Source organism: uncultured Ruthenibacterium sp., from assembly GCF_963558415.1.
Taxonomy (GTDB): domain Bacteria; phylum Bacillota; class Clostridia; order Oscillospirales; family Ruminococcaceae; genus Ruthenibacterium.
The window spans coordinates 16,739-33,148 of the sequence record NZ_CAUWGY010000015.1 but is presented as its reverse complement, the minus strand read 5'-3'; the positions used below and the strand labels follow the sequence as shown (position 1 = coordinate 33,148).

The following is a 16,410-nucleotide window of genomic DNA, read 5'->3' as shown; positions in this document are numbered from 1 at the left end:
ATAGCCACGAAAGCATGCAAACAATTTTTTCAAAACGGATTCCTCCCCATTTTAAACCAGTTTATATTTTATCACACCCCCCTTGTCATGACAATTCTTCTTTTGAAGAAAAAGCGCTCGTTCGCGCGTTATGTAAAAGCGGAGGGATAGTGTAATGTATAAAATTATGATCGTAGAAGACGACCCAACCATCAGTGGGGCGCTCAAGCGTCTTCTTCTTAAATATGGATATACGCCGGTTGTTACAGATGACTTTCAGAATGTGATGAAGACATTTTCAATCTCCTCACCCCATCTTGTTTTGATGGATATAGGACTTCCTTTTTTTGACGGATATCACTGGTGTTCAGAAATTCGAAAAACAAGTCACACTCCTGTTCTTTTCTTATCCTCTGCGGCGGATAACATGAATCTTATAATGGCGCTTTCATTGGGGGCGGATGATTTTTTGTGCAAGCCCTTTGATTCAAACGTCCTTGTCGCAAAAATCGCAGCGCTCTTACGACGTGCCTATACTTTTAGCGATACACTGGATGTCCTTCAATGTCATGGTGCCATACTTGATTTAAAAAGCGCCAGCCTCTCTTACCACGGAGCAAAGTTAGAGCTCACCAAAAATGAGTTTCGTATCCTGAGTCTCTTATTTGAGCACCGAGGCCACACCGTCACTAGGGAAGAGATGATGCAGGCCCTTTGGCAAAGTGATTGCTTCATTGATGACAACACGTTAACAGTTAATGTCACTAGACTGCGCAGAAGGCTAAGCGATATTGGCTTGTCTACTTTGATCCGTACGCAAAAAGGACTTGGCTATATTGTGGAGGACAATCATGAATGAACATTCCCTACCCTATCTACTTTTTGCATACTGCCGAACGATATACCATGTTGCTTTAAGTGTACTGCTCGCTCTCGCCGGGTTATTTCTCTTGACAGTTTTTTACCATGCCCCTATGGAACTCCCCATTTACATTTCTTTTCTAACGGTAGCAATTGGGTCTCTTTTATTTGCCCGTGGTTTTTCACATTTTGTTCGACGCCATCGGGAACTCCATGTGCTTTTCATGCAATGCAACAGCAAGCTATCTGCTCTGCCCCATTCTACAAATCTTCTGGAACAGGATTGGGAAGCAATCGTTGATGCATTAGAAAAGAATCGGTTGGACGCTGAAAGGCGTGATTTTCTGCGCCAGCAAGACGCCTCCCAATACTATACTCTTTGGGCACATCAAATCAAAACACCCTTAGCTGCACTCAATCTTCTGGTGCAAGAAATACCTGATCCCAGATGTAAAGGAGAAATGAAGCAAGAACTTTTCAAAACAGAGCAATATGTGGATATGGTCTTGGGTTATTTGCGTCTGGAAAGTATGCACGGTGATTTGGTGCCACAAACACTTCGGCTGATGGATATTGTTACCGCCAGCGCCAAACATGTCTCCTCCCTGTTTATTCACAATTCAAAGATTAAACTGTGCATTGATCCGATAGACTTAGCCGTAACGACCGATTCCAAATGGATGGAATTCGTTTTGGAACAAATTTTGACCAACTCTGCTAAATATACGCATCATGGATTCGTAAGGGTATACACACATGGAACAGTCTTGACCGTAGAGGATACCGGAATCGGCATTCTTGAAGAAGAGCTTCCCCGCATTTTTGAGCGGGGATTTACTGGTTACAACGGGAGAGCAAACGAAAAATCCACAGGACTCGGTCTTTATCTATGCAATCAAATTTGTCAAAACCTCGGTCATAAGCTCTCAATTTCTTCAAAGCCCGGACAAGGGACCAAAGTAAATATCGACTTTGGACGCCCACAACTTTCATTGGATTAACCTGACAAAAATGTAAGGTACTACGATCCTTTTGTAAGGTAAAGTTATGGCAACAGCACACAGCACGCTTTATGATAAAGTTGCATACAAACATAATTCTTGCAAAATGATCTAGGAGGATTTTTATGTCATTGCTAGAAGTAGAACATCTACAAAAAACTTATACAACGCGTTTCGGTTCCACACAAGTTCCGGCGCTGAAAGATGTAAATTTCACTGTAGAAAAAGGTGAATATGTCGCCATTATGGGAGAAAGCGGCTCGGGAAAAACGACACTTTTGAACCTTCTTGCTGCGTTGGATCATCCTACAGGAGGAAGCATCAAATTATCCGGTAATGATATTACACAGATCAAAGAAGGGCGAATGGCACAATTTCGGCGTGAACACATGGGCTTTGTCTTTCAGGATTTTAATCTACTGGACACCTTCTCTATCAGGGACAATATTTTTCTTCCACTCGTCCTTTCACGTCGAGGATACAACGAAATGGCAGCACGCCTTGAAACACTCGCTCCAAAATTGGGAATTGAAAACATTTTAAACAAATTTCCTTATGAGGTGTCCGGCGGCCAAAAGCAACGAGCCGCAGTGGCTAGAGCACTGATCACAAATCCAGACATTTTATTGGCGGACGAACCCGCCGGCGCACTGGATTCCAAGGCGACAGCACAACTTTTGAATTTATTCAGCAAGGTCAACCGTGATGGACAAACCCTTTTGATGGTCACGCACTCCATTCGTGCGGCAAGCTGCGCCCAGCGTGTGCTTTTCATCAAAGACGGACTTGTTTTTCATCAAATCTATCGCGGCACAAGAACGGACGATGAAATGTATGCCAAAATTGGGGATACATTGACCATGTTGACTACAGGAGGCGTGCGTCATGCTTGATTTCTATCCCAAATTGGCACTAAATAATCTGCGTAAAAATCAAGATACCTACTTTCCTTACATGTTGACCAGTACCGTTTGCATTGCAACCTATTATATTATGCAGTCCATTGCACTAAACCAGGGACTTCTTCAAATCAACGGTGGAGCCGTTGCAGTTTCTATTTTTTTTCTGGGTACCGTGGTAATCGCTATTTTTTGCATGGCACTTCTGTTCTATACCAACAGTTTTCTCATCAAGCGTCGAAAAAAGGAGCTTGGCCTGTACTGTGTTTTAGGACTCGAAAAGCGTCATGTGGCCCTGGTGTTATTTTTTGAAACATTATTTAGTGCGCTTTCTTGCATGGTATTGGGACTTGTGTTCGGCATTCTCTTTTCCAAAGCACTATTTTTAGCGCTACTTTATGTTTTAAATTTCTCCACTCCAATCTCTTTTGGCATTTCCATTCCTTCCGTTATAATAACGATTCTTTTATTTTCGATTCTCTACACCCTTTTATTTATTTACAATGCAGCGCATGTACAACGTTCTCGTCCGGTGGAATTGTTGCATGGCGGCCAAACCGGAGAAAAAGAGCCGCGTGCATCTTGGATTCTGACTGTGTTCGGCATTGTATTCCTTGGAGCCGGATATTACATCGCAATCGCCGTAAACAATCCGCTGAACGCTCTGCTCCTATTTTTCGCCGCTGTCCTTCTTGTAATTGCGGGAACCTTTTGTTTGTTTACATCCGGAAGCATCGCATTTTTAAAGCTGCTTCGTCGAAATAAAAATTATTATTATCAGCCTCGCCATTTTATCTCCCTGTCCGGATTGATGTATCGTATGAAACAGAATGCTGCGGGACTGGCTGCCATCTGCATCCTTTCTACAATGGTTTTAGTAACCATTTCAACTACAGTATGTCTGTACATGGGACGTGGCCGAATGATTGATTCTCTTGCGCCTGCCAGTATCAGTGGAAATGTTGAACTAAAAGCCCCGTGCGATCCGGCACAGCTAAACGACGAAATTAATGCCGCACTAGAACAGGATCAAATTTCACCTGCAGTGATTGAGCAACGTTATGTATGGCGATATGTCGATTTTTATGCTTCTTTCGAAAATCAAAAATTCACGAGCGCAACCGATTATTCCACGCAATTATCTATGTACATAAATTTGATTCCCTTAGAGGATTACAACGCTATGACTGGTAGCAATGTATCCCTAGACGAAAGCGAAGCGTTGTTGTTTACAACCGATTCCTCATTCACAGGGAACACCATCCAATTGGGAGACGAAACACTGCACATTCTTCAAATATTGGACTCTTTTGGTCCTTATTCCGATACCGCACAGTTGCCAATTGTGAAGTCCTATTATCTTGTGCTTTCCGATTTCACTTATATTCAAAACTTGTTCCGCACTGTTACTGGACTCGAACCTTCTGCTAGTTTAGAACTTCATCTAAATACAAAGGATGATTTCGGGTTGCAAGAATCGATTGTTTCTGCAATCATCGCGCATACACCGCCCGAAACTCTGTATAACATTCATTCTAGAACCAGTATCGAAGAAAACTGGAATAGTATGTACGGCAGTTTTCTCTTCTTGGGATTGTTTTTGGGCAGTTTGTTTTTAATGGCAACGGTTCTAATCATTTACTATAAACAAATTAGCGAAGGGTTCGACGACCATGAACGTTTTTCCATACTGCAAAAAGTGGGCATGAGCAAAAAAGAAGTTCGCTCTACCATCAACAAACAAATTCTTCTGGTATTTTTTCTTCCTTTGATGATGGCCTTTGTACATATGGTTTTTGCTTATAACGTTATATGTAACATCCTTGTCATTTTCGGAATGACGGATCGGACATTATTTCTCATTTGCTGTTCTCTTACCTTTTTGGCTTTTGCACTGGTCTATTTGTTGGTTTATCGAATCACCGCACACACTTATTATCGCCTTGTTGACGCATGCTGAAAGGAGCTTTCTATGAAAAAAATCTTTTTATCTGTATTTTTTCTTTGCTTTGCCATTCTGGGATCCTTATATTTGATTGGAAATCATTCTGAACGGCATCTCTAAAAAAGGAGCGGAGATCGAATTCGATCTCCGCTCCTTTTTTATGTTATGCAAACAAATTTTTGATACGTTCCCAAAAAGTAGTCTGTTCCGTCAAAGAAGTTGATGTCTTTTGGCTAGGTTCTTCGGTAGTGTCAGGTCCATTCACCTTCATAACAAATTTTACGCTGCACCGTACACCTTCTGCCGATCCTGTATAACTGGTATATTCGTTTGCCTGTTCTTCCAGTGCATTTGCGATTTGACTGATTTGATCAAGCTGCGCCGCATTCAAATCATTCACAACTCCATCGGTTTTATTCCGAAATGTACTCATTCCCTGCTGAAGGTCCCCTGCACCGCTCGCCAACTGCGAGGAACCCGCTTTAAACTGAACAATCGCATCCTTGATTAGTTTACTGGACCCGGATAACTTTTCCAAGCCGCTTTGCAAACTTACTGCACCATTATCCAGTTGGGACGCTCCAGCCGCCAAAGCAGACGCTCCTCCTGCAATTTGCCCAATTCCATTTACAAGTTGTTCTGTTCCGCCTTTGATCTGCACCGCACCACCGTAGAGCGTATTTGTATTGTCTTGTGGATTGTACAGCTTGCCGGTCATTTCATTCATCATGGAAAGCAAATTTTCTGCGTCAACACTAACAGTCCCAAAAGTCTCTTTTAAAGCACTGGTATCCATGCCCGACAAAGGCGCCAACGCCTGCTGAACCGCCTGTCCTTGTGTTCCAACCGCCGTTTGAACCGCACCATTTGCGGTAGATGCTTCGGCGGATGCATCGTATCCACCCACTCCATCTAAAGCCGCCAGAAAGGCATTTTTTTGTTCTTCTGTCAAAGTTGCATCTGCATCCAATGCTGCTTTCAATGTTGCTTTACATTGTTCTTTTACGGACGCTGAAGCATTAGCGGCTGTGTTCAAGACAGCGTTTTGTGCGGTTGTTCCCGCGTCGGAGGCGGCACTTTGCAATGCCTGTGTAACAGTTCCGGATACTGTCTGAAGTTCATCCGTTTCAGGAACATTTTCCAAAGCTTGCTGAGCGGTCTTCATTTCCTCGTTTAACTTTTGTTGCAATTCCGCCGCTGTAGCAAGGCCTGGTAAAAGTGACTGTTCCAATTCATTTTTTAGCGTCGCCGCACCTTTATCTAATGTTTCAGCACCACTTTTCAAAGAGTTTAATCCACCGTTTAACTCTTGCGTTCCGCTCAAAAGTTTCTGTGCGCCATTTGCCACTTCTTTCGACCCCGCAAATGCGGCGTCCACTCCGGCGTCAAATGTATTATATTGGGCAGAAAATTCACTGAGCTTTGAATCCAATGTAGTAATCGCTTCAGAAATTTGCTGGGTCCCTTCGTCTAGCTGGGCAGTTCCGTTCTGCACATCCTGCAAGGTCCCATCAACATTTGAAAAATCCAATTGTTTTTTCAGTTCATCCATACTGGTAGCCGCAGCCAGTAAAATACTAGGCATTACAAAATGATCTGTATCTGCTTCGATAATGATCTGATCCAAAAAGTAATCATTAAGCTCACTCATTTTGCCTGTCAACAGCCCATCAAAGGTTTGTTTCATCCCTGGCAATGCCACCGCACAAGCAAGTTGGTTTTGGGAATCCGTCTGCACAGTCCCATGAGGAATTTTGACATTGCTGAAAGATTCGCGCGGCATGTCCGCTGCAACTAAAGTGACAAACGGCGTATAGATCGTTCGCTCTTGTCCGGCAATTTCGCGCTGGTGTTTTTCATGATTTTCAAGTGTTATCGTAATTTTTACATGTCCACTTTTTCCAATTAATTGCTCGGCGTTTATTTTTTCGCCATTCAGTTCATAATCAATCGCTGTCGTAAGAGGCGGTGTTTGATCCGTTGTTCCCTGATAATAAACATCCGTGTCATTTGTATTCCATGTAATGGTGTCTTCTACCTGCTCCGGTACTGCATCACTCTTTAAATTAGTGACATTGGACAAGCTTGTTTTGTCGACTACGCCTGCAAGTCCGTTGTCACAATGCAACCAATCACTGACGGTCTGACTTTGTATGGATCCGTCCGAATTAAGCAGTATGAAGACACTTTCATCCTTTGTAACCGTCGGGTTTTCATCCGCAAATACTGGCATGGCTAAACTACTCAAAATAGAAACGCTCATTATTAAGGATAAAACTTTTTTTAAATGCAACTTCATGATTTAAACTCCTTTCGTCTGTCTGGGCCAACGGCTGGTAGTTCTCTGAATCAGCGGTGCAAAAACAATCAAAAGCGCTGGCAAAATAAGAAGAATGACCGCCATACTGATCAGCGCTCCGCGACTAATCAGAAGGCAGAGGCTTTTAATCAACTCCATTTTTGAAATGAGCGCAACACTGGCCGTGGCTACAAAAAAGCTTAGACCACTGGTCAGAATGCTTGGACTGCACTGTTCCACTGAAATTCTGACAGCCTCACGAGTGCGATGACCATTTTCAAGTTCTTCTCTAAATCGTGTGGTCAACAAGATGGCATAATCCACTGTGGCCCCCAACTGAATCGTACCAATTACAATACTTGCTACAAAAGGAAGCACCGAACCGGTAAAATACGGTATTCCTAAATTGATAAAAATTGCACTTTCAATGGCCGCCACCAAAAGGACAGGAATGGACGCGGAGCGAAATACAACCGCAATAATAATGAATACTGCCAAAATCGATGTGAAGTTCACATTTCGAAAATCTGTTGCCGCTACTTCAATCAGATCCTTGGTCATAGCACCCTCTCCACTAATAACTCCCACCGGATCATATCTTTTTACAATGGCATTTAATTCTTCCAATTGATGGTTCTGTTCATCGGAACCACTCTCGTAACTGGAATTGGCAAGCAGCATTCTGTGTCCACCCGCATGGAATATTTCTCTCACTTCATCCGGAAGCATACTGTCGGGGATACCGCCACCTACAAATTTTTCATAGCTCATGACCTGATTAATGCCATCCACCTGTTCCAGTTCATTGGTAAGCTGGGTCATATCATAGTTGGACAAACCTTCGTCCACCATAATAAAATGTGTGGTCGTCATATCAAAATCTTCTTTGAGACGGTTGGTTCCAACGATTCCGTCCATGTCCTGAGGCAAGCTGTCAAAGAGCGTATAATAGACGCTGGTCTTGCTCTGACCAATCGCAAAAGGAATAAAGATAAGAACAAAAACCAGCAGAATGGGAAGATAGTGCTTTGTCACAAAAGATGCCGTTTTTGAAAGCTTGGGAATAAAAGTTCGGTGTGTATACTTTGAAATCGCCTTTCGGAACGTTAGAATCAACGCCGGAAGAATGGTCACTGTACAAATCACGCCCAAAGCCACTCCTTTGGCCATGACAATTCCGATATCCTTTCCCAGTGCCAAGCTCATAGTGCACATGGCCAAAAAACCCGCAATGGTTGTCAAAGAGGAACCTGCGATGGATGAGGCCGTGTTACAAATTGCTTTCACCATGGCCTGCTCTTCAATTTCACGAACTGCTACACCGCCTTCGCCATTTCCCAGCCGACGCTTTTCCTCTTCATATCGGTGCAAAAGGAAAATGGAAAAGTCCATGGTTACGCCAAGCTGAAGAACCGTTGCCAAGGCTTCTGTAATATAAGAAATCTGCCCAAGAAAATAGTTGGTTCCGAAATTGTACACAATTGGGAACGCAATTCCAACCATAAAAATTGCAGGGACAACGGTTCCCTTCAAGCTAAGGAATAAAACAACTATCGAACATGCCACTGCGCAAAGGACATACAGAGGGATCTCGCTGTTGATCAAAGCCTTTGTATCCGCCAAAATTGCGGACATTCCGCCAATAAAACAATCTTCCCGCAAAACGGATTTGATTTGCTCGATGGCATTCATCGTTTCTTCGCTGGCGCTTGTTCCGTAAAAGCGAACAATCATCATTGTTGCTCCGGATTCATTATAAAAGAATTTTTGTATATCCTCCGGAAGCATTTCTCGCGGAATCTGCACATCCACTAAATCACTGGTCCATAGTACATCCTCTACTCCAGGGATTTGTGCAATTTCATCTTTCATCTTCAAAAGATCTGCAGTTCCCATATGTTCCACCGTAATCATAGCGGTGCTCGCCATATGGAAATCATCTTCCAAATATTGCTCTCCAATCATAGAATCCAGTTGGGCTGGCAGGTACGTTAAAATGTCATAGTTGATATACGTTCCCACCGCGCCGAACACAGAAGGTATGAGCAGTATAACCGCAATCACCAAAACCATTTTACGGTGGTGAACAATGAATTTTGCAAACCGCTCCACTTTGCTCACTCCTTATTGACTATTAGTCAGTTTTAAGAACAAAAAACAGTATACCCCAACAAGCGAATTAACGCAATATTAAAAATGACCAATAGTCATATTTGCTTAAAACTGACTTTTGGTCATTTTGCTGTAAGTAGAACGAACTCTTGAAAAAGCTTCTTTCGAACTATATACTAATAAAAGGAAGGAGGATAAACCGATGCCAAGACAGTCTAAATTGCAACGCGAAGGAAAGGAACAGCATCTTCTGGACGCCGCTTACAAACTTTTTCTTGGAAAAGGTGTTTTCAAAACTTCCATTGATGAAATTGTTCATGAGGCCAATGTGGCCAAAGGGACTTTTTATCTTTATTTTCAGAACAAGGAAGAGCTTCTTCAAAAGCTGGTGGCCAGAATTTCAACGAGAATTCTCAGTGACGCCTATCACTATACGCAGGAACATCTTTCTCCCGATTTTGATGAAAACGTTGTCACGATGGTCGATTATATCGTGGAATATTTTAAATACAACAAATTGCAACTTCAGCTTTTGGAGCGAAATTTTTCATGGTCTGTGGTTCAGCAAGCCTTTTCCAGTCAAAGTGACCCGTTATGGCGCAGTCTTGCACAGGATTTGGCAGACAGTCCTCTCGCACAGCGCTATACCGAAGATGAACTTTTTAAATTGATTTTTGTTTTAGTGGAAATGTGCGGTTCCGTTTGCTATTCCTCCATCATCGAGGGCCGACCGGATAAAATTGACAATATGAAACCAATTTTGTATCGAATCATTCGTCAAAGTCTTTCTTGAAAAGCGGCGCGGACACAAGTCCTGCGCCGCTTTTTCCTGCCATATAGTGGCGCTGTAGCAACGGATATGGTAAAATAAACTTGAGTTTACAGCAGAGGCGGAAAACATATGAAAAAAATTGTCACCGGCATTCTTGCACACGTTGATGCCGGAAAAACGACTTTATCGGAAGCACTTCTCTATTGTGGCGGCAGCTTGCGGAAACTGGGACGCGTCGATCATCAAGATGCGTTTCTTGACACGGATCACCTGGAACGGGAACGTGGAATTACAATTTTTTCCAAACAAGCCATTCTGCCTTTGCCCGCTTTTACTTTGACCCTTCTGGACACGCCCGGTCACGTGGATTTTTCCGGCGAGATGGAACGGACACTGCAAGTACTGGATTATGCTGTCCTTGTCATCAGTGGCACGGATGGCATCCAAAGTCACACGCAAACCGTATGGAAACTGTTGGAACGTTACAGAGTTCCAACGTTTCTTTTTGTAAATAAGATGGACCTTGCGGGGGCAGAAAAAGAGAATATTCTCCAAGCGCTGCAAACACATTTAAGTCCTGCTTGTACGGATTTTTCGAATCCGGATACAGTAAAATTCGAGGAAGAAATTTCTCTTTTAGATGAAACCCTCATGAATAGCTATCTTGAAACCGGAAGCATTTCGAATGTTGACATTGCAAGTCTGATCCAGCAACGCAAAATTTTTCCGTGCTTTTTTGGTTCTGCTTTACGTCTAGAGGGCGTCTCGGCCTTTTTGGATGGTGTTCAAAAATATATGATGCCTCCCCAAAGTTTTGATGCTTTTGGGGCCAAAATCTATAAAATCGCTCGGGATTCTCAAGGAGCACGCCTGACCTACTTAAAAGTGACCGGCGGAACATTACGAGTGAAAGATGTCCTTTGTGGAAAGGCATCGGATGGCAGTACATGGCAGGAAAAAGTGGATCAAATCCGCATTTACTCCGGTGCACGTTTTCAAACGGTGGAACAAGCACAAGCCGGCACTGTATGCGCCGTAACTGGTCTATCCCGTACTTGGGCCGGCGAAGGAATTGGAGAAGAAGAGGATTCTCTTAAGCCTCTTCTCCAACCAGTCACGAGTTGTGAAATACGACTTCCGGATGGTTGCGATGTACACAACGCTCTCGCCAAGCTGTCACAATTAGAGGAAGAAGACCCACAACTTCACATCGCCTGGAATGAACCTTTGCAGGAAATTCAACTGCAAATGATGGGAGAGGTGCAACTGGATATCTTGAAGCGTCTCATTTTGGAGCGTTTTGGGCTCTCCGTTGGATTTGGACCAGGCAAAATTTTGTACAAGGAAACGATCTCCTCTCCGGTCATAGGAATCGGACATTTTGAACCACTTCGTCACTATGCCGAAGTACACCTTTTGCTGGAGCCGCTTGCCCGAGGTAGTGGTTTGCAGTTTGCCAGTTCCTGTAGCGAAGATCTGCTGGACCGAAATTGGCAGCGTTTGATTCTCACGCACCTCGCGGAAAAGGAACATTTGGGTGTCCTGACCGCGAGTCCTCTTACCGATATAAAAATCACTTTGGTTGCAGGTCGCGCGCACCTCAAACACACTGAGGGTGGTGATTTTCGTCAGGCCACTTACCGCGCGGTTCGCCAAGGTTTGATGCAGGCAGACAATCTCCTTTTGGAGCCCTGGTATTCTTTTCGTCTCGACGTTCCTTCAGGGCAAATCGGTCGCGCCATGGCAGACATTCAAAGGATGGGCGGAACGTTTGAGCCACCGCAAAACGAAGGCATGCAAGCGGTCCTATGTGGAAGAGTCCCTGTGGCCACGATGCGGGGATATGCGCTGGAGCTTGCTGGATACACCAAAGGTCAGGGACATCTCACCTGTACCTTGGATGGATACGAAATCTGTCATAACACAGAACAGGTACAACAGGAAATCGGATATATAGCTGAGCGGGACACAGAAAATCCTGCCGACTCTGTTTTTTGTTCTCATGGAGCCGGGTACGTTGTTCCTTGGAACGAGGTTCCCGCTCACGCGCATGTGGAAAGCCGCCGTCCAACAGAACATGTAGAGCCTCCCTCTCGCCCTTCTGCCGCCTACTCTCATGCCGCTACAACAAGTTTGGAAGAGGACCGGGAACTTGCCTCAATTTTTGAACGAACCTACGGTCCTTCAAAACGGCGGGGACTTTTCCGCACGCCCGTGGAAAAGCCAGCGGAGTATCACTTCGAACCATCTGGCCCTGAATATCTTCTGGTAGACGGTTATAACATTATTTTCGCTTGGGACGAACTCAAAGAGCTTGCACGCACCAATTTGGATGCTGCCCGTCAGGCCTTGGCCGATATTCTGTGTAATTACCAGGGGTTTCGAAAGTGTTCCGTAATTCTTGTGTTCGATGCCTATAAAGTGAAGCGAAATGCCGGTGAAATCGTAAAATACAAAAACATTCACATTGTATACACCAAAGAAGCGGAAACAGCAGATATGTACATTGAAAAGGCTACTTACCAGCTTGCCCGGCATCGCCGGGTGCGTGTGGCTACCTCTGACGGTGCAGAACAGCTTATCATTCTCGGCCATGGCGCTTTACGCATTTCTGCTTCAATTTTTCACGAGGAAATCGAAATGGCGAACATGGAAATTCGTCAGATTATTGCTGAAGGCAATCATCAAAACGAATTAAAAATGCGATCATAAAAAAGACGTGCGGCAATACCGCACGTCTTTTTTATAATCCGCCCAAAGGACCAAATCGATTTTCAAGCCATTTTTTGCACAAAGGCACCCACATTCCAACGGTATCCGAAGGCGTTTGCACTTCTTCGGAACAGACCGATAATCCATGACGCCCATGGGGAAAAAAGTGGCATTCGCACTCTACCCCGGCCTTGTGAAGCGCCTGTGCGAACAAGAAGCTGTTTTCAACTGGAACGCTGGCATCATCCATGGTATGCCAAAGGAACGTCGGAGTGGTCTCTTTGTTCACCTGCGTTTCCAAACTCCAGTAATCCATCGGAAGATTACAGCCGGCACTGACTAGTTCGAGACTCGCCTTATGTGCAAATGGACCTGCAGTAATGACGGGGTAACACAATACCATTGCATCCGGCCGCAAAGCGCGCTGGTCCTTTGCCGCACATCGACGCGCTATTTCTTCATCGTTCCAATGAACGCCAAGACAGCCTGCCAAATGTGCCCCCGCTGAAAACCCTAAAACTGCCAATTTAGAAGGATCGATATTCCACTCCTCCGCTTGGCTACGCACCAATAAAATACTGCGTGCCAAATCCTCCATTGGCTGCTGATTTCCCGCCTGATTTCCCACACGATAATCCAAAAGAAACACTTGAAACCCCATATTCAAAAAAGCTATCGCAGGGGGATCTGCCTCGCGAGGAGAAGTAAATACATAGCCGCCACCCGGACAAATGATCATGGCTGGTCTTGGCCCCCAGCCAATCTCCCCTGAATTGCCAGTTTGTTCATGGAGGTATCCCCTCAAACGCGCTCCATGAGGCAATGTTTCAACAAATGTTTTCATAAAAAAATCTCTCCTTTGTATTCCATCCAGCGGCCAATCCTTTATATGTGCTTCAGTCTAGCATAATCCAAATTTCTTGTCCATCTTCATTCTTCACAAAGAAGGGATACAAAAGTTTCCGCCACTGCACTGAGCGCTTTCTGATCATTTTTCACAATACAGACATGCCGCTTTGGAACAGCCTCTTCCAGTGGGATTTCAAAAACCTTTCCTTGGAGCAATGCCTCACGCGCAAGAGCTTCCGGCAAAAATCCGATGCCCAGATTGTGTTGAACCAAGGGCAAAATTTGATCGACGGTTTCTGCTTGCGTATCCGGTTGAAACGCAATTCCATGCGCAGCGAAAATGCGCTGATAAAAAGACCAGGTCATCGTATTTTGTCCCAAAGAAACAAGAGGATAACGTTTCAAATCGTCCCATGATATTTTTTGACGAGAAAGATGCTGAAACTGAACGCCACCCACAAGAATTTCCTGAAATGCAAGCACCGGCGTCTCACGCAACGGCAATTGTGCATTGGTAGGGGTGGTAACCACTGCAAAGTCGACCTTGTCCTGCTGCAATGCCTCCAGCGCCTGCGGCGTGGAATGATTGGAAATATGAATTTTGACATCTGGATAAGTTTTTCGAAACCACTGCAACTGATCCAACAAAAACAAATGCAGCGCCGTCTCACTTGCTCCGATGGTGAGGGTTTCTCTGTGTATTTTCATCTCTTCTTTCAGCTCTAACTCTGCTGCACGAAGATGCCGATAGGCAATGCTGACGTGCGTCATTAGGCGCTCCCCTTCCGCAGTCAATTCAACACCGCGGACAGAACGCCGAAACAAACGGCATCCAAGCTGCTTTTCCAGACGGTTCATGCTCCGTGTAATGTTTGGCTGGTTTGCTCCCAAACGCTGCGCCGCACGGCTAAAACTTCCGCAACGTGCCACATGATAAAAAATTCGATAGTAATCGTAATGAATTTCCATAGTCGCCCATCCATATCAAATTGATATACTTTTTATGTCAGTAATATATTTTACATAGAGCTTTTTCCTCATTATAATAAAAAGGCTAAAAAAGGGCAATGAAAATGAGGATGATGAGAAAATGAAACATAAAAAAAGACGACAAATGTCCGAGTCCTGGCCTACGGTGGCCCTTTTAACCTTTTCCGGCGGACTTCAGGATGCATACTCCTATTGTATGCACGGAAAGGTATTCGCCAATGCTCAAACGGGCAACATTGTATTAATGAGCCAATGTGCTTTTTATGGGGACTTAAAAGGTGTGCTACATTACCTGGTTCCGCTCACCGCTTTCATCTTTGGCGTATTCGTCACAGAACAAATACGTGCACGTTACCAGACATTGCAAACTGTACATTGGCGGCAACTTGTTCTCCTTGGTGAAATTTTTCTTCTGTTTCTTGCCGGGCTATTTCCTTCATCCTCCGACCTACTGGCAAATGCCCTTGTTTCTTTTGCATGCGCCATGCAAGTACAGGCCTTCCGAAAGGTAAACGGCTACGCTTATGCGAGTACTATGTGCATTGGGAATCTACGCAGTGGCATCGAAGCGCTCAGCGCTTATTTGCGCACCCAAGACCGCACCCTACTCAAAAAATTCTTCCATTACTTCGGCGTTATTGGTTTGTTTGCTCTGGGAGCCGGCAGTGGCGCTGTTTTCGGCGTGTGGCTGGGATTGCACACAATCTGGATCTGCTGTGTCTTGTTGGCTGTAGGATTTGCCCTGATGTTTGTAAAAGAAGAAATGGAAGAAAATCCTGAAATACAGGCAGCGTGGGCGAAAATTCAATCCGATGCTCAAAGTGCAGAAACGCAGGCAAAAGTGATTGGCCAAACGCTCGGCCGCGAAATCCACCAACAGGCTTGTGACCTTCGCCACCCAGAACAAAAGTAATTGTCATTGTCTGGGCGAGCTAAACGTGGTAAAATTTTGCCGAGGTGATTTCTGTGTCAAATATAAAAGAGTTGCTATATACGCTATCAGAACCTGCTTACGCAGACTTTGCCTCTCGCCTTTTGCCTTCTAATATGGAACAACCGCTTTTAGGAGTTCGCCTTCCAGTTCTTCGAAAGATTGCACGCGAATTGGCACGGCAGGACCTTTCAAAAGCGCTCGAGCAACTCACCGATGACAGCTTCGAAGAAAAGATGCTGCAGGGAATGGTTATCGGATATTCCAAGGCACCTCTTGAGCAAATCTTGAATGCCATCCGCTCTTTTTTACCAAAAATCGATAATTGGTCCATCTGTGATAGTTTTTGTTCCGGATTAAAAATCGCTCGTATTCATCCCTATCCGGTCTGGGAATTTCTTGAACCTTTTTTTGAATCAGAACATCCATATACCGTTCGCTTTGCCGTAGTCATGCTTTTGAACCACTATCGAACTCGTGAGTATCTTGCGCCATCTCTCGCTCAACTCATTTCTCTAAAAAACGAATCTTTAACCGTTCAGATGGCCACTGCTTGGGCTCTATCCATGTACTATGTCCATTTTCCAGATGAAACGTTCCAAGCCATGAAAAAGATATCCGATTCCAATGTACGCCGTCTGACGGTTCGTAAAATTTGCGAGTCCCATCAGGCTTCCTCTCAACAAAAAGAAATGCTCAAAGGTTGGAGAAGGGAGTGTGAAGCTCATGCAAAGTGAATTTACATACCGAGTGTACTGCGCGGCTCGCCAGATTCCTTCAGGGCGTGTATGCACATACGGATGTCTGGCTGCTATGGCTGGAAACCCGCGTGCTGCCCGTATCGTTGGATATATAATGCACACGTGCTCGGCCAGCGAAGGAGTGCCCTGCCATCGTGTTGTCACACGAGATGGACGCCTTTGTCCCAGCTATACACAGCAACACAACCTTTTGCAGGCAGAAGGCGTACATTTTCTTGCTGATGGGCGCGTAGATATGAAAAAGTTTGCCTGGCCATAAAGAAAGACTCCTTATCCAGAGATTTTCCCGGATAAGGAGT

At 44.6% G+C, this 16,410-nt stretch carries 13 protein-coding genes; 9 read left to right on the top strand and 4 right to left on the bottom strand.

Going from position 1 to position 16,410, the window contains the following annotated elements:
* The first annotated feature begins 154 nt into the window (after nt 1-154).
* The 4 genes from AB5H98_RS04345 (at nt 155) to AB5H98_RS04330 (ending at nt 4,700) form a co-directional block, all read left to right on the top strand.
* Nucleotides 155-838 carry a response regulator transcription factor gene (locus AB5H98_RS04345; RefSeq protein WP_367924695.1) on the top strand — a complete coding sequence of 228 codons (684 nt, stop codon included), beginning with the start codon at nt 155-157 and terminating at the stop codon, nt 836-838.
* Complete coding sequence (locus AB5H98_RS04340; RefSeq protein WP_367924694.1) at nt 831-1,841, top strand: sensor histidine kinase; 1,011 nt, start codon at nt 831-833, stop codon at nt 1,839-1,841. Before AB5H98_RS04345 ends, AB5H98_RS04340 begins: the two co-directional genes overlap by 8 nt.
* 125 nt (nt 1,842-1,966) lie before the next feature.
* Nucleotides 1,967-2,734 carry an ABC transporter ATP-binding protein gene (locus AB5H98_RS04335; protein WP_367924693.1) on the top strand — a complete coding sequence of 256 codons (768 nt, stop codon included), beginning with the start codon at nt 1,967-1,969 and terminating at the stop codon, nt 2,732-2,734.
* Entirely contained in the window at nt 2,727-4,700 is a 1,974-nt protein-coding gene (locus tag AB5H98_RS04330; protein ID WP_367924692.1) for an FtsX-like permease family protein, read from the top strand. The genes AB5H98_RS04335 and AB5H98_RS04330 overlap by 8 nt, the downstream gene beginning before the upstream one ends.
* Nucleotides 4,701-4,848: 148 nt before the next feature.
* Here AB5H98_RS04330 and AB5H98_RS04325 read toward each other — a convergent pair whose 3' ends face one another.
* Both AB5H98_RS04325 and AB5H98_RS04320 read right to left on the bottom strand, forming a co-directional pair.
* On the bottom strand, nt 4,849-6,984 hold the full coding sequence (locus AB5H98_RS04325) for a hypothetical protein (protein ID WP_367924691.1): 2,136 nt from the start codon (nt 6,982-6,984) through the stop codon (nt 4,849-4,851).
* 3 nt (nt 6,985-6,987) lie between these two features.
* Nucleotides 6,988-9,096 (bottom strand): RND family transporter, encoded by a 2,109-nt coding sequence (locus AB5H98_RS04320; RefSeq protein WP_367924690.1) that lies wholly within the window; start codon nt 9,094-9,096, stop codon nt 6,988-6,990.
* A gap of 202 nt (nt 9,097-9,298) precedes the next feature.
* On the opposite strand from AB5H98_RS04320, the gene AB5H98_RS04315 reads away from it, so the two are divergent.
* Both AB5H98_RS04315 and AB5H98_RS04310 read left to right on the top strand, forming a co-directional pair.
* Nucleotides 9,299-9,889 (top strand): TetR/AcrR family transcriptional regulator, encoded by a 591-nt coding sequence (locus AB5H98_RS04315; RefSeq protein WP_367924689.1) that lies wholly within the window; start codon nt 9,299-9,301, stop codon nt 9,887-9,889.
* 108 nt (nt 9,890-9,997) lie between these two features.
* Entirely contained in the window at nt 9,998-12,580 is a 2,583-nt protein-coding gene (locus tag AB5H98_RS04310) for an NYN domain-containing protein (protein ID WP_367924688.1), read from the top strand.
* A 31-nt stretch (nt 12,581-12,611) separates the two neighbouring features.
* Here AB5H98_RS04310 and AB5H98_RS04305 read toward each other — a convergent pair whose 3' ends face one another.
* Entirely contained in the window at nt 12,612-13,424 is an 813-nt protein-coding gene (locus AB5H98_RS04305; protein ID WP_367924687.1) for an alpha/beta hydrolase, read from the bottom strand.
* An 86-nt stretch (nt 13,425-13,510) separates the two neighbouring features.
* Nucleotides 13,511-14,398, bottom strand: coding sequence for a LysR family transcriptional regulator (locus AB5H98_RS04300; protein WP_367924686.1), 888 nt, complete (start codon nt 14,396-14,398; stop codon nt 13,511-13,513).
* A gap of 121 nt (nt 14,399-14,519) precedes the next feature.
* On the opposite strand from AB5H98_RS04300, the gene AB5H98_RS04295 reads away from it, so the two are divergent.
* From AB5H98_RS04295 to AB5H98_RS04285, 3 genes are read left to right on the top strand one after another with little or no spacing between them, the layout of a single operon-like run.
* Entirely contained in the window at nt 14,520-15,332 is an 813-nt protein-coding gene (locus AB5H98_RS04295; RefSeq protein WP_367924685.1) for a YoaK family protein, read from the top strand.
* Nucleotides 15,333-15,385: 53 nt separating this feature from the next.
* Nucleotides 15,386-16,087, top strand: coding sequence for a DNA alkylation repair protein (locus tag AB5H98_RS04290; protein ID WP_367924684.1), 702 nt, complete (start codon nt 15,386-15,388; stop codon nt 16,085-16,087).
* Nucleotides 16,077-16,370: an MGMT family protein gene (locus AB5H98_RS04285; protein ID WP_367924706.1), complete on the top strand. Its 294-nt coding sequence runs from the start codon at nt 16,077-16,079 to the stop codon at nt 16,368-16,370. The genes AB5H98_RS04290 and AB5H98_RS04285 overlap by 11 nt, the downstream gene beginning before the upstream one ends.
* Nucleotides 16,371-16,410: the final 40 nt, after the last annotated feature.